A 14,324-nucleotide genomic window follows, 5' to 3' on the forward strand; every position below is an offset into this window, starting at 1 on the left:
TCCAGGACGTCACCATCAACCTCAACGGCCACCACCTCACCGCCGCCGACCCCCTGACCCCCGAAGCCGAGAAAATCCTCACCGCCCTGAACATCCCAACAGGGCACTAAAAACTGTGCAACTCAGGTCTTTGTCTCCATAGTAATGTCCTGCTCCATTTCCTGCAGAATAAGAGTCTCCGAGCAGGGCCACCCGGAGCGGCACATTGGTTGTAATCGCTGCGGAGGCTGTTGGGGGAGTGGGAGACAAGGGAAGTCCTTGATTGAATAACATTAATGTGGTGAGGATGGTAAAAACTAATTGTTTCAAATAACGTGCAACATTAGGTTTGCTGTGTTGTGGAGAGCACTTCATTTCGGTCGACTTTCAGTCTGTAATGCTTTAGTTCTGTAGGTTATAAATGGAGGTGAATGTTACTTGCTGGGAGGATGGTCTGCGTTTGACTCACTTAGTGGGTGTAGTGTCGTGGATAAGATCTATTTTAATGGCCTAAAAATAGCACAAAAGTACGACGATACTTTTATCTGCGTCAGGTGGAGGGGAGGAGTCATCTGAGGCTAAATAAATTGCGAGAAACATATCGTCGACAGGTTGCGAACCCCCATGTCTCCCAGCCCATGATGCCGAGGTGGTCGGTCCTGGATCGTTCGCCCACCCATGATGTTCAGCGTAGTCAATGAATTGATTCATGAGTTCTTTTGCTTGTATTTTGTCGTCTTTGAACCATCGTCTTAAGTGAGTTCCCGGGTACTTCCATTCGAACCATTTTGGGAGTGGAGAATCGTCGATGCGAACTGATTTGTGATTGAGGATCTCTTTCTTTCCCATTGGGTCGTCTTTAAGTTTTCTAAGTTGTTTTGCCGAGTAGGATAGAGGTCCTCCTGGGCCATATGCCCAGGTGAATCCACCTCCGATGATTAGACCTCCAGTGAGCGCGCCGCAGCCGATTCTGGCCAGCAGCTTTCGTCGAGATGGGTGTGAAGTATGCTCGGTAGATTCCGGGGGGGGAGTGGGGTTGGCGTGAGGTGAGTCGTGGGGTTGTGGGACTGCCGTAGTCATGTCACGATTTTATATAATTTGTTAGGGGGTAGGGTAGGTTTTGTGTGCTGATATTCGTCAGTGTTATCTGTTGTCAGATGATTAGTTGACGTGTTGCCTGGTGGCCATGCTTGATTGAGAAGGTGGTTTGCAGTGGTGATGTTCTGATGGCTTAGACTTTGAAGTCAGAAGTGTTGAAACTCAATAAGTACGGTATTGGTCAGAAGTTCTGTATCCGGGAGCCGATATCGGTCGCGGTGTTGAGGGGTATGTCTTCGGTCAGTTGTGTGTCGCCGCGGTTTCTGGCGGCTCATCGTCCTACCCGTGGTCGATCCGGTGTGGTTAGGGTGACCTCATGACTGAGAAGCCCGCTGACTCCGCAGACTCCGCCGCCTCGACCGACCTGCCGCTGCCCTACGCCGACCGGTCCGTCGCCTCGGCTCCCGGCCACTGGGTCCTGGCCCGCGCCGGCAAGCGCGTCCTGCGACCCGGCGGCGCAGCCCTGTCCGCCGCCATGCTCAGCCACGCCGGCCTGGCCGGCGCCGACGTCGTCGAGCTCGCCCCGGGCCTGGGACGCACCGCCGCCGAGGTCATCAAGGCCCGCCCCGCCTCCTACACGGCCATCGACCGCGACCCCGACGCCGCCCGGCGCGTGGCTGCCGTCGTCGGCGACCTCGGCACCGTCCGCCAGGGCGAGGCCGCCGACACCGGCCTGGACGAGGCCAGCGCCGACGTCGTCGTCGGCGAGGCCATGCTCACCATGCAGGGGGACAAGGGCAAGGCCGCCATCGTCGCCGAGGCCGCCCGCGTCCTGCGCCCCGGCGGCCGCTACGCCATCCACGAGCTCGGCGTCACCCCCGACGACATCGACGAGCAGCACTACACCGAGCTGCGCCGCGACCTGGCCCGCGCCATCCACGTCAACGCCCGCCCCATGACCGCCGCCGCCTGGAGACAGCTCATGGAGGAGGCCGGGCTCGTCGTCGACTGGGTCGACACCGCCCCCATGGCCCTGCTCAAGGTCGGACGCAACATCCACGACGAGGGCCTGGGCGGCTTCCTGCGGATCGCTCGCAACGTCGCCGCCGACAAGGAGCTGCGCCGGCGCGTCCAGGAGATGGCCGCCACCTTCAAGCGCTACGAGAAGGACATGGTCGGTATCGCCCTGGTGGCCCACAAGCCCGAGGCCTGAGCCCCGCCCCTCCCAAGAGCTCCGGCGGGCCGGCCCGGTCACCGCCCTCGACGCGCACGCCGGCGTCAGTCGTCGTGGGTCGCCCCGCGCACTCCGGCGCGCAGCACCTCCCGGTTGAGCAGCGCGATCGCCTCGATCGGGATCCCCGCCGGGCACGCGGGCACGCACTCGCCGTACACCGAGCACGGCCCGAAGAGCTCATCGAGTTCCCGCGTCATCGCCCGCGCCCGCCGACCCCGCTCGATGCGCCCGGCCGGCATGAGCGACAGGTGCGCCAGCTTCGCCCCCGCGAACAGCGCCGCCGCCCCGTTCGGGCAGGCCGCCACGCAGGCCCCGCAGCCGATGCAGGCGGCGAAGTCCAGCGCCCGCTCGGCCTGCAGGTGACCCTGGGCGACGTCGTCGGCGTCCGGGGCGGTCCCCGCGGCGACGTCGACCGTCCCGCCCACCCGGATGAGCTCGTCGAGCGCCGTACGGTCCACCACCAGGTCCCGGATGACGGGGAAGGCCGCCGACCTCCACGGCTCCAGCCGGAAGCGCGTCACCCCGGGGAAGGCGCGCAGGTGCTGGCGGCAGGCCGGCGTCGTGTCCATCGGCCCGTGAGGCACCCCGTTGACGAGGAAGCCGCAGGCCCCGCACACCCCCTCCCGGCAGTCCGACTCGAAGACCACCGGCTCACCGCCGGCCTCGATGATCTGGTCGTTGAGCCGGTCGAGCAGCTCGAGCAGACTCATCTGCGGCTCGGCGTCCTCCACCACGTGACTCTCGAAGAAGCCTCGCGCCCGCGGCCCGTCCTGCCGCCAGATCTCCAGCTCGACCCTCATCGGTAGTCCCTCACCTGCATGGGCACCAGCGAGAAGCGCAGCGGCTCGATGCGGCGTGTGTGCGTGCCATCGGGCTCCGTGTGCCATGCCGACACCGAGCACCAGGCCTCATCGTTGCGCTGGGCCTCGCCACCCTGCGTCGCGTACTCCTCACGGAAGTGGGCGCCGGCGGACTCCCGCCGATCCAGGGCGTCGAGGACCATGACCTCCGCCAGCTCCAGGAAGTCGGCGACCCTCAGTGCCTTCTCCAGCTCCTGGTTGAGGCGCGCACCGCCGCCGACCACCTTGACGTCGCCCCAGAACTCCTCGCGCAGCGCGCGCACCTCCTCCAGGGCGCGGCGCAGCCCCGCCTCGGAGCGACTGACCCCACAACCTGAGTAGAGGACCTCACCCAGGCGCCGGTGGAACCACACCGGACGGTGGCTGCCGCCCACCGCCATCAGCGCCTCGATGCGCTTGCGGGTGGCGGCCACGGCCTGGAGCGCCTCCGGCGCCTCAGGGTTCAGGGGCCTGGAGCCCACCAGCCCGGCCAGGTAGCTCGGCACGGCCAGCGGCAGCACGAACCAGCCGTCGACGCTGGCGCTCAGCAGCGAGTTCGCCCCCAGGCGGTTGGCGCCGTGGTAGTTGTTCGAGGCCTCCCCGCCCACGAACAGCCCCGGGATGGTGGACATCTGGTCGAAGTCCACCCACAACCCGCCCATGGTGAAGTGGGCGCCGGGTGCGATGCGCATGGGCACCTCGTAGGGGTCCTCGCCGGTCGCGTCGAGGTACATCTCGAACAGGTTGCCGTAGCGCGAGGCGATCGTGGGCTTGCCCAGACGCTCCAGGGCGTCGCGGAAGTCGAGGTAGACCGAGTTGCGCAGCGGCCCGACGCCGCGACCGGACTCGATCTGCTCGCGGGCGTTGCGCGAGGCCACGTCGCGCGGGGTGAGGTTGCCGAAGGCCGGGTACTTGCGCTCCAGGTAGTAGTCGCGCTCATCCTCGGGGATGTCGTTCGGGGGCCGGTCGTCCCCGGGGCGCACGGGCACCCAGATGCGCCCGTCGTTGCGCAGGGACTCGCTCATGAGCGTGGTCTTGGACTGCCAGTGGGAGCTCACCGGCAGGGCCGTGGGGTGGAACTGCACCATGCAGGCCGATGCGAAGGCGGCCCCGCGCCGGTGGGCCCGCCAGGTGGCGGTGGCGTTGGAGGCCATGGCCAGGGTCGAGTAGTGGTAGACGCTGCCGTAGCCTCCGGTGGCCGGCACGACGGCGTGAGCGGTGTGGGCGCGCACCTCGCCGGTGAGCAGGTCCCGGGTGACGATGCCCTGGGCGCGGGAGTCGGCCACGATGAGGTCGAGCATCTCGGTGCGGGTGTGCATGTGGACGGTTCCGGCGGCCACCTGCTCCTGGAGGGCCTGGGCGCAGGCGATCTCCAGCTGCTGGCCGGTCTGCCCGCGCGTGTAGTAGGTGCGTGAGACCTGCACCCCGCCGAAGGAGCGGGTGGCGAGCTGGCCGCCGTACTCGCGGGCGAAGGGGGCTCCGATCGCCTCCATGTGGTCGATGACCCGGCCGGACTCCAGCCCCAGGCGCACGACGTCGGCCTCCCGGCCCCGGTAGTCCCCGCCCTTGACGGTGTCCTTGACGAAGCGGGCCAGGGAGTCGCCGTCGACCTTGCGGGCCCGGGCCGCGTTGATGCCGCCCTGCGCGGCCACCGAGTGGGCGCGCCGAGGGGCGTCGTGCAGGCTGAAGCACTCCACCCGGTAGCCCAGGCGCCCCAGGGTCGCGGCCGCCCCGGCACCGGCCAGGCCGGCACCCACCACGATGACGGTCAGCCTGCGGCGGTTGGCGGGGTTGACCAGGCGGTACTCGTCTCGCCGGCGCTCCCAGGCCTGCGCGGGCGGGCAGTCCGGCAGGTGCGCGTCCAGGTCCTCACCGACCCCGTACAGGCCGCCGACGACGGGCGGTGCGCTCGCACTCATCGGATCACCCCCGTGCAGATGAGCACCGGCAGCAGGCCGTTGACGACGGCGATGGCCAGGGCCACGGCCAGGGCGACGGCGCGGCACGCCTTCCGCAGCCTCGGGCCGGTGGCGCCCAGGTCGATGACCACGTTCCACAGCCCTTGCGCCAGGTGGAGGGAGAGGGCCAGCATGACCAGGCTGTAGAAGACCGCCATGCCCGGGCGTGACAGGCTCGCCACGAGGTTGTGGTAGGCGCTGACCTGCAGCTCGCCGTTCGACGTCGTCGGAGCGACGAAGCCCTCGGGCGCGACGAGCCGGCCGATGGTCAGGTCCAGGACGTGGACGAGGACGAAGACCCCGATGAGGACGCCGGTCACCAGCATGGAGCGGGCGCCGACGGTGCGGGCGGGCAGGGAGCGGCGTCGGAAGGTCCCGCGTGCGGCCCTGGCGCGCCACCACAGCGTGATCCCCGCGGCCACGTGCGCCGCGATGCAGGCGCCCAGCACCAGGCGCATGGCCCACAGGAGGCCCTCGTGCGGCAGGAGCGGGTAGGCGACCTCACGCAGCCAGGCCGCGTAGCCGTTGAAGGCCTCCGGGCCCGCGAGAACCTTGAGGTTGCCGATCATGTGGACCACGACGAACAGGGCCATGACCGTGCCCGTGACCGCCATGGTCGTCTTGAGGACCCGATGAGAGGCCCACACGGGGGTGCGGCGCCGGCGCCGGGGCGGCAGCGCGTCACCGACGGGGGCTGCGGGCTCAGTGGACTCAGCGGACTCGGGGGCCCGGGCGGTCGTGGACGTCATCGTCATCGGGCCTCCCCTCACTGGCGCAAAACAACCCATCACTATGATAACGAATACCTTGAAACTGTCATAGTGTGTGAACAATGTGTTTCGCGATGTCGGCCGAGGCCGGACTCGGGTCCACCGTGCTCGCGGCTCGCCTGCCGGTCGTCACGACCGTCGTCCTCGGCCATCGTCTCCGTTATCAGGGTGAATGAGCCGACCACGCGATAACCTCGCCCAGGAAGTCTGAGCTCCATGGACGAAAGGACCAGCCGTGCCCGCTGAGGTCTCACCGGTCTCGCCGGTCTCACTGGACTCACCGGCCTTGCAGTGCAGACCCGGGCTCTCCCGCCGTCAGGTCCTGGCCGGGGGAGTCACCGGGGCCCTCGCCGTCCTCATGGCCGCCTCGGGGTGCTCCAAGAGCTCCGGCGGCCCGCGCCTGCTGACGATCCCGCGCGAGGACATGGGTACCTTCACCCGCAACTTCAATCCCTTCACCACCAACAGCGCCCCCATGACCGGGCAGGCCGTCTACGAGCCCCTCCTCGTCGTCAACCCCCTGGACGGCGAGATCACCCCCTGGCTCGCCGAGTCCTGGGCGATGTCCGACGACGCCACCTCCCTCACCTTCCACCTGCGCCCCGGCGTCACCTGGTCCGACGGCAGGCCCCTGGTCGCCAAGGACGTCGTCACCACCTTCTCCGTCCACCGCGCCGTCACCGGCGGCTACGACTACCTCGACGCCGTCACCGCCGCCGGCTCGACCGCCGTCACCCTCACCTTCACCCGCCCCTACTCCATCGCCCTGCAGGAGCTCGGCAGCCAGCTCATCGCCCCCGACCACGTGTGGTCCACCATCTCCGAGCCCGCCAAGTTCCCCAACCCCGACCCCGTCGCCACCGGCCCCTTCACCCGGGTCTCCGGCTTCGGGGCCCAGTCCTTCGACCTCATGCCCAACCCCACCTACTGGGGCAACAGTCGCCAGGACGAGGCCGCCGGCGACCCATCCTCGAGCCCCACCCCCGGCTCCACTGCGAGCAGCACCTCGGTCCCCGGCATCCGCATGCTGGCCTTCGCCGGCAACGACAGCGCCAACCTGGCCGCCGTCAGCGGCGACGTCGACTGGGCGCCCCAGTACATGGCCGATATCCAGACCGCCTACATCGACAAGGACCCCGACCACCGCCACTACTGGTTCCCCGGCGCCGACTCCACCATCCAGTGGACCCTCAACACCACCAAGGCCCCCTACAGCGACCCCGCCTTCCGCAAGGCCCTCAGCCGGGCCATCGACCGTCGGACCATCTGCGCCACCGGCATGTCCGGCTACGCCCAGCCCGCCGACCCCACCGGCCTGAGCGAGAGCTTCCAGGTCTGGAAGGACCCGGCCGTGGCCGCCCTGGACCTGTGCACCTACGACAAGGCCGCCGCCACCACCGCCCTCGACGCCGCCGGCTACACCCTCGGGTCCGGCTCCAGGCGCCTGGGCCTGGACGGCAAGCCCCTGGCCCTGACGATCCAGGTGGGCTCGACGTCGTCGGACTGGCTCAGCGTCGCCCGGATCATCGTCCAGAACCTCGCCGACGTCGGCATCAGCGCCACCATCGATTCACCCGACTGGAGCGAGGTCACCGCCGCCCTGGAGGCCGGCACCTTCGAGACCGCCGTGTGCTGGTCCTCGCTGGGCGCCACCCCGTACACCTACTACGAGGCGGCCATGAGCACCCAGAAGGTCAAGCCCGTCGGCACCCACGCCCTGGAGAACTACCACCGCTTCGGCGACGAGCAGGCCACCGAGCTCCTGGGCCGGTTCGCCGCCACCACCGATCGGGCCCAGCAGATCGCGATCTGCCACCAGATCCAGCAGCGCTACGCCGAGCAGCTGCCCGTCATCCCCCTGTTCCCCGGACCGGTCTGGGGCGCCTACACCGACGAGCACTTCACCGGCTGGCCCAGCCAGGACAACCCCTACGCCTCGCTGAGCACCCGCGCCGCCACCACCGTCCTGGTCCTCAACTCCCTCAGGCCCCGCGCCTGAGCCGCTCACCTCGGAGCACCCGCCCCGAACGCCCCCGCGGCAGTCGGGCCGGGCGCGACTACCGAACGCTCAGGCAGAGCGGGGACACTGAGCGGGGACACCGTCCCCGGCGGGCGCGCCACCGCGTCCGCGGAAGCACTCGACACCCAGAACCGGGAACAGGGCCGGGAAGGAGGCACGCGCCGGTGGCCTACATCCTCAAGCGCCTGGGCTACTACCTTCTGGCCTTCTGGGCCTCGATCACCCTCAACTTCCTCCTGCCCAGGCTCATGCCCGGCGACCCCGTCTCACGCATGTTCGCCCGCTCCGGCGCCCGCCTCACCGACACCCAGGCCCTCCAGCTGCGCCGGCTGTTCGGGCTCGACGACGCACCCCTGTGGCAGCAGTACCTCAGGTATCTCAGGTCCGTCCTCACCGGGGACCTGGGCGTGTCCATCTCCCGCTTCCCGGCCCCCGTCAGCGAGGTCATCGGCAGCCAGATCGGCTGGACCGTCCTGCTCGGCGGTCTCGCCCTGGTCATCGCTGCCGGAGCCGGCAGCCTGCTGGGGATCCTGGCGGCCTGGCGGCGCGGGGGAGTGGCCGACTCGGTCCTGGTGCCCCTCCTGGTCTTCCTCGGCTCCTTCCCCTACTTCTGGCTGGCCATGGGTGCCCTCTACGTCCTGGGGGCGGGACTGGGGTGGTTCCCGCTGCGTCACGCCTACACCGCCGGGACCGTCGTGGACTGGTCCAGCCCGGCCTTCCTGGCCGACGTCGCCCAGCACCTCGCGCTGCCGGCCCTGACCATCGTCGCGGTCTCCCTGGGCGGCTGGGCGCTGGGAATGCGCAACACGATGATCTCCACCGCCTCCCAGGACTACATCCTCCTGGCCGAGGCCAAGGGGCTCTCGCGCTCGCGGATAATGCTGCGCTACGCAGCCCGCAACGCCATGCTGCCCACGGTGACCGGCGTCGGCATGTCGCTCGGCTTCATCGTGGGCGGCTCGATGCTCACCGAGGTCGTCTTCGCCTACCCCGGCATCGGCTACCAGCTCTTCAGCGCCGTGGGCGCCCTGGACTACCCGCTCATGCAGGGCATCTTCCTGACCATCACCACCGCCGTGCTGGCCGCGAACCTCCTGGTGGACCTCGTCTACGTCCGTCTCGACCCCCGCGTGCGCACCACCGGTCAGGGGGAGTCATGAGACCGGTCGAGCAGGACAGCCAGCAGGACATCCGACGGCGCACTTGGCAACGCGTCCGACGCTCCGGCGGCCCCCGACCGGGTCTGCTCGCCTCACTGATAGCCCCACTGGCCCGCTCCCGCCGGGCTCGGGCCGGGGCGGTGATCCTGGCCCTGTTCATTACCGGCGCCCTCCTGGCCCCTGTTCTCAGCCCCGGCGACCCCGCCCGCATCACGGGCGCACCGGCCGCCGCTCCGAGCCCCGCCCACTGGCTCGGTGTGACGCCCAAGGGTCAGGACGTGCTCGCCCTGACCCTGTGGGGCGCCCGATCCTCTCTGGCCGTGGGTCTGGGGGCCGGCGCGGCGGCGACCCTCGTGGCCCTCGTCGTCGCCCTGGCCTCGGCCCATCTGGGGCGGATGGTCGACGGCCTGCTGTCGGTGGTCACCAACGTCTTCCTCCTGCTGCCGGGGCTGCCGCTGCTCGTCGTGCTGGCCGCCTACATGCCTCCGGGGTGGGCCAGCACGTTCATCGTCCTCGTCGTCACCGGCTGGGCCGGGGCCGCCCGCGTTCTGCGCTCCCAGGCCATGAGCCTGCGCAGCACGGATTTCGTGGAGGCCGCCGTCGTCACCGGTCAGGGGCCGGTGCGGGTCATGGTGGGGGAGATGCTGCCCAACATGGCCTCGGTCGTCATGTCCGCGCTGCTGGGCTGCGTCAACGCCGCCATCGGTGCCCAGGCCGGCCTCGAGTTCCTGGGACTGGGCCGCTCCGGCTCCGTGTCCTGGGGTACCAACCTGTACTGGGCGGCGACCGACGGCGCCCTCATGACCGGGCGTTGGTGGACCTTCGTACCCTCGGGCCTCGCCATCGCACTGGTCGCCTACGCCCTGGCCCTCGTCAACGCCGGCGTCGACGAGGCCACCAACCCCCGCCTGCACCGGACCGGATCGGGGAGGCCCTGACATGGAGACCGCCGACCGTGAGGTTCCCGAGCCCGTGCTGCGCGTCGAGGACCTGAGCGTCGACTACGACGCCGGTGAGCACATCGGCTCGGTCCGCCGCGTCATCGGCACCGACCGGCTCAGCCTCACCGTCGGGCGCGGAGAGGTCATGGGCCTGGCCGGGCCCTCCGGCTGCGGCAAGACGACGGTCGCGGCCGCGATCACGAGGCTGCTGGGACCGACGGCGCGCGTGACCGCAGGCCGCATCACGGTGGACGGGAGCGACGTCCTGACCCTGGACCCCGGAGAGCTGCGCCGCCTTCGCTGGCGCCGGGTCGCCGTCGTCCCCCAGTCCGCCATGAACGCCCTCAACCCCGTCATCACCGTCGGCGAGCAGATCAGCGACGTCCTGACCACCCACGAGGGCCTGCGGCGACGAGCCGCCCGCGAGCGCGCCGGAGAGCTCCTGGGGTCCGTCGGCATCCCGGCCGGTCGTCTGCGCGCCTACCCCCATCAGCTCTCCGGAGGGCAGCGCCAGCGCGTGGTCATTGCCATGGCCCTGGCCCTGGGACCGGCCTTGCTCATCCTGGATGAGCCGACCACGGCCCTGGACGTCGTCGTCCAGCGGGAGATCATGGAGCTGGTGCTCGAGCGCAGGGAGGCCCTGGGTTTCTCCGTCCTCCTCATCACCCACGACCTGTCGCTCCTGGCCGGGGTGTGCGACCGCATCGGCGTCATGGAGGCGGGACGCCTCGTGGAGGAGGGGCCGGCCGCCAGCATCCTCAGCACGCCCACCCACCCGGCCACGCGGGCTCTCCTGGCGGGCCTGCCGGCCCCGCCCGAAGCCCGGCCCCGGCAGACGGCTTCGGCCGAGCCGGTCCTGGAGCTGCGAGACCTGCGCAAGGACTTCCCCGCCGGTGGACCGCTCTCGCGGCGCGCCGTCCACGCGCTGGATGGCGTCGACCTGACCCTGCACCGCGGTGAGATTCTCGCCCTGGTGGGGCGGAGCGGCTCGGGCAAGTCGACGCTCGCCCGTATCATCGCGCGCCTGGAGACCCCGACCTCCGGGAGCCTCCTCCTGGAGGGGCGCGATGTCCTGGCCGAGGAGCCGCGCCGAGCATCCCGCGGCTACCGCAGCCGGGTGCAGATGATCTTCCAGGACCCCTTCGCCTCCCTCAACCCGGCCCGGACGGTTGGGCATGCCCTGGGGCGGGCGCTGGTGTTCCGTCGGACGGACCGGGCTGAGACCACGGCAGCCGGGCTCCTGGAGTCCGTCGGCCTGAGTCCCGATCTGGTGGGGGCGCGCCCCCACGAGCTCTCCGGCGGGCAGCGCCAGCGCGTGGCCATCGCCCGGGCCTTGGCTTGCGACCCCGAGGTGCTGGTGGCCGACGAGCCCACCTCGATGCTGGACGCCCCACTGCGCGCCGGAATCCTCGACCTGCTGCGACGCCTGCGCCAGGAGCGGGGCCTGTCGATCCTGCTCATCACCCACGACCTGGCCTCGGCCCGCCACCTCGCTGACACAACGGCGGTGCTCCATGCGGGCCGGATCGTGGAGACCGGCCCCACCTCCGAGCTCATGGAGCACCCCACCCACCCCGGCACCCGCCTGCTCGTCAGCGCGCCCCTGGCCCGCAGAAGACCGGCCGTCTCCTACGACTGAGGCGGGAAACGGCCGGATCGGCTGCCGTGGCAGCGGGCTCTTGAGCGCGTTACTGGTTGGCGTGCAGTGCCGAGTTCAGCTCGATGCCCTTGCCTCCGCGGGCCAGCGCCTCGACGGCGCCGGACTGGGAGTTGCGGCGGAACAGGACGTTGGAGGCGCCGGCCAGCTCGCGAGCCGAGACCACACGCGGCTCCTTGAACAGCCCGTGGCTGCCGGGCACCACGCCGCCCTGCGGCATGAGGGAGACCTTCGTGCCGGCCGTCAGGTACAGGCCCGCCTCGACGACGCAGTCGTCACCCAGGGGGATCCCCAGACCCGAGTTCGCCCCCAGCAGGCAGCGCTCGCCCAGGGCCACCCGCTGGCGGCCGCCGCCCGAGAGCATGCCCATCGTGGAGGCGCCACCGCCGACGTCGGAGCCGTCACCGATGACAACGCCCTGGGAGATACGGCCCTCGACCATGGAGTGGCCCAGCGTCCCGGCGTTGTAGTTGACGAAGCCGGCGTGCATGACCGTGGTGCCCTCTGACAGGTAGGCGCCCAGGCGCACGTTCGCGGCATTGCCGATGCGCACGCCCGAGGGCAGGACGTAGTCGGTCATGCGGGGGAACTTGTCCACCGAGTGGACCTGGACCGGGCGGCCCAGGGCGGCGCGCAGACGGGTGCGGGTGGTCTCGAAGCCCTCGGCGCGGCAGGGACCGGCGGAGGTCCACACCACATTGGGCAGGCGGGAGAAGATCCCGTCGAGGTTGACGGTGTTGGGCTTGGCCAGCCGGTGGGACAGGGTGTGCAGGCGCAGGTAGGCGCCGGCCACGGTCTGGGGGGCATCGTCGAGGTCGGCCCAGGTGCGCACGACGGTGGTGTGGATGCCGCGGGCCTCGTCGCGGCGCTCCATGGCGCTCAGGGTTCCCAGGAGGTCGGCGTGCCCGTCCTCGGGCTCGTCGCCGAGGACCGGGCGGGGGTACCACACGTCAAGCGTGTTGCCGTCGTCAGTCACGGTCGCCAGACCGAGACCCCATGCGCTGCGAGTCGTCATGGAGAACACCCTACGGGAAGCGGTGGCTGACCGCGGTGGACGGGCGTGCGAGAATCACCGCATGGCGCGCACGACGATCCACCTCATGCGGCACGGCGAGGTGCACAACCCCGAGGGCATCCTCTACGGCCGCCTGCCCGGCTACCACCTGTCGACCCTGGGCCATCAGATGGCCCAACAGGTCGCCGACGTCCTGTCCGCCTCCGGGCACGACATCACCCGGGTCATCACCTCACCGCTGGAGCGGGCCCGGGAGTCCGGCGCCCCCACGGCCGCCGCCTTCGGCCTGGCGCCGACGACGGACGCCCGGCTCATCGAGGCCGGCAACAGCTTCGAGGGCGTGGCCGTCAACCGCAACCGCTGGATCATGGCCCACCCCGCCCACTGGCGCAGCTACATCAACCCGCTGCGTCCCTCCTGGGGCGAGCCCTACCGCGAGATCGTCGAGCGCATGCGCGGCGCCGTCGTCTCCGCGCTCGACGTCGCCGAGGGCCACGAGGCGCTCCTGGTCTCCCACCAGCTGCCCATCTGGTCGCTGCGCCTCTTCCTGGAGGGACGCTCCCTGGCCCACGACCCGCGCCGGCGCCAGTGCGCCCTGGCCTCCCTGACCTCGCTGACCTTCGAGGACCGCACCCTAGTGGGGCTGGCCTACTGGGAGCCGGCCGGGGACCTGCTGCGCCAGGCCCGCGACATGGTGCCCGGCACCTCCGCCGCCCGGGCCGCCACCGGTCACGTCGAGGCGGTCCGGTGACCCAGCAGCCGCCCTCGCGCCCGGTCGGCGGCGAGGTCGTGCGCACCGCCACCCGACCCGCGGCCTCCGGCCAGGTGCTGCGCCCCGGGGCCCGGCGGCCCGCCCCGCGGCGCCCCTGGACCGGGCAGGACTTCGTGTGGTGGCACACCGCCGCCGTCCTGACCGCCACCCGCCAGGGCCGGCGTCCCAACCCGGTCTCACCGACCATCGACCCCGTGCGCCCGGCCCTGGGCTCCGGCGAGGTCATGCTGGCCACCTGCGACGCCGAGCTGCTCATGTGGCGGCGCGGGGATGCCACCTACAACCCCTCACGCGGCTTCTTCCTGGCCGGCGGACCCGTCGGCCTGGCCCTGACGGCCGCATTCTTCGGCGGGCAGGCCTACCTCAACCACCGGCGCCGCCGCGCCGCCGAGGCCGACGCCGTCGAGAAGTGGCGCCACCTGGCCGGCGCCCGCCTGACCGTGTCCACCCACGGCATCTACCTGGGCACGGGGGAGGGCGTCATGCCCATCTCCTACGCCGACATCCAGGAGGTCCGGCTGACCGACACCGGCGAGATCGTCATCGCCGCGGCCAACGCCTCCGGCTCGGTGCGCCTGAAGATCCGGGCGCAGTGGGCCGAGCTCGTCCTCATCCTGTGGTCGGTGCGCTACATGCCCGAGCACCCCCAGATCGTGGGGCGCACCTGGATCCCGGGCGACTGGCTCATCCACGCCGCCGCCCACGGCTACGACGTCGACACCGGCCCCTGGCCCCAGGCACCCGCCGCCCTGCCCTGAGGCCTCAAAGGCCGGCCGGTTAGGCCCTGTTGCGAACGCACGATGAGGCATCCGCGTGTTCGTAGGGTAGGTCGCGCGTTCGTACCCTCTACCCCTCGAACGCGCGACCTAAGGTACGACCGCGACGGATCACGTGCCTTACCACGGCTCCGAGAGATCCCCGCAGGCCCAGTTTCGTCACAC

General features: G+C 70.2%; 11 protein-coding genes. 7 read left to right on the plus strand and 4 right to left on the minus strand.

The window, feature by feature from the left end; genetic code table 11:
* Positions 1–1,393 precede the first annotated feature (1,393 nt).
* A complete protein-coding gene (locus HCR68_RS00005; protein WP_167145006.1) occupies positions 1,394–2,230 on the plus strand; it encodes a class I SAM-dependent methyltransferase in 837 nt (278 codons plus the stop codon).
* Between the two features lie 65 nt (positions 2,231–2,295).
* On the opposite strand, the gene HCR68_RS00010 is transcribed toward HCR68_RS00005, so the two are convergent.
* From HCR68_RS00010 to HCR68_RS00020, 3 genes are read right to left on the minus strand one after another with little or no spacing between them, the layout of a single operon-like run.
* The gene (locus HCR68_RS00010; RefSeq protein WP_167145008.1) at positions 2,296–3,051 is read right to left on the minus strand and encodes a succinate dehydrogenase/fumarate reductase iron-sulfur subunit; all 756 of its coding nucleotides are present in this window, start codon (positions 3,049–3,051) and stop codon (positions 2,296–2,298) included.
* Complete coding sequence (locus tag HCR68_RS00015) at positions 3,048–5,009, minus strand: fumarate reductase/succinate dehydrogenase flavoprotein subunit (RefSeq protein ID WP_167145010.1); 1,962 nt, start codon at positions 5,007–5,009, stop codon at positions 3,048–3,050. The genes HCR68_RS00010 and HCR68_RS00015 overlap by 4 nt, the downstream gene beginning before the upstream one ends.
* Positions 5,006–5,803: a succinate dehydrogenase cytochrome b subunit gene (locus HCR68_RS00020; protein WP_167145012.1), complete on the minus strand. Its 798-nt coding sequence runs from the start codon at positions 5,801–5,803 to the stop codon at positions 5,006–5,008. Before HCR68_RS00020 ends, HCR68_RS00015 begins: the two co-directional genes overlap by 4 nt.
* Positions 5,804–6,053: 250 nt before the next feature.
* On the opposite strand from HCR68_RS00020, the gene HCR68_RS00025 reads away from it, so the two are divergent.
* The 4 genes from HCR68_RS00025 to HCR68_RS00040 all read left to right on the plus strand — a co-directional run bounded on the left by HCR68_RS00025 (position 6,054) and on the right by HCR68_RS00040 (position 11,578).
* Complete coding sequence (locus HCR68_RS00025) at positions 6,054–7,817, plus strand: ABC transporter substrate-binding protein (RefSeq protein ID WP_208320456.1); 1,764 nt, start codon at positions 6,054–6,056, stop codon at positions 7,815–7,817.
* A gap of 185 nt (positions 7,818–8,002) precedes the next feature.
* Positions 8,003–8,998 (plus strand): ABC transporter permease, encoded by a 996-nt coding sequence (locus HCR68_RS00030; RefSeq protein WP_167145014.1) that lies wholly within the window; start codon positions 8,003–8,005, stop codon positions 8,996–8,998.
* Positions 8,995–9,936 carry an ABC transporter permease gene (locus tag HCR68_RS00035; protein WP_167145016.1) on the plus strand — a complete coding sequence of 314 codons (942 nt, stop codon included), beginning with the start codon at positions 8,995–8,997 and terminating at the stop codon, positions 9,934–9,936. The genes HCR68_RS00030 and HCR68_RS00035 overlap by 4 nt, the downstream gene beginning before the upstream one ends.
* Before the next feature lies 1 nt (position 9,937).
* Positions 9,938–11,578 carry an ABC transporter ATP-binding protein gene (locus HCR68_RS00040; protein WP_167145018.1) on the plus strand — a complete coding sequence of 547 codons (1,641 nt, stop codon included), beginning with the start codon at positions 9,938–9,940 and terminating at the stop codon, positions 11,576–11,578.
* 49 nt (positions 11,579–11,627) lie between these two features.
* Here HCR68_RS00040 and dapD read toward each other — a convergent pair whose 3' ends face one another.
* Entirely contained in the window at positions 11,628–12,611 is a 984-nt protein-coding gene (gene dapD / locus HCR68_RS00045) for a 2,3,4,5-tetrahydropyridine-2,6-dicarboxylate N-succinyltransferase (protein ID WP_167145020.1), read from the minus strand.
* Positions 12,612–12,672: 61 nt separating this feature from the next.
* On the opposite strand from dapD, the gene HCR68_RS00050 reads away from it, so the two are divergent.
* Positions 12,673–13,362, plus strand: a complete 690-nt coding sequence (locus tag HCR68_RS00050) for a histidine phosphatase family protein (protein ID WP_167145022.1) — start codon at positions 12,673–12,675, stop codon at positions 13,360–13,362.
* Positions 13,359–14,141 carry a hypothetical protein gene (locus tag HCR68_RS00055; protein ID WP_243858821.1) on the plus strand — a complete coding sequence of 261 codons (783 nt, stop codon included), beginning with the start codon at positions 13,359–13,361 and terminating at the stop codon, positions 14,139–14,141. Before HCR68_RS00050 ends, HCR68_RS00055 begins: the two co-directional genes overlap by 4 nt.
* Positions 14,142–14,324 lie beyond the last annotated feature (183 nt).

The sequence above is a fragment of the Actinomyces sp. ZJ308 genome (genome assembly GCF_011752065.1).
Taxonomy (GTDB): domain Bacteria; phylum Actinomycetota; class Actinomycetes; order Actinomycetales; family Actinomycetaceae; genus Actinomyces.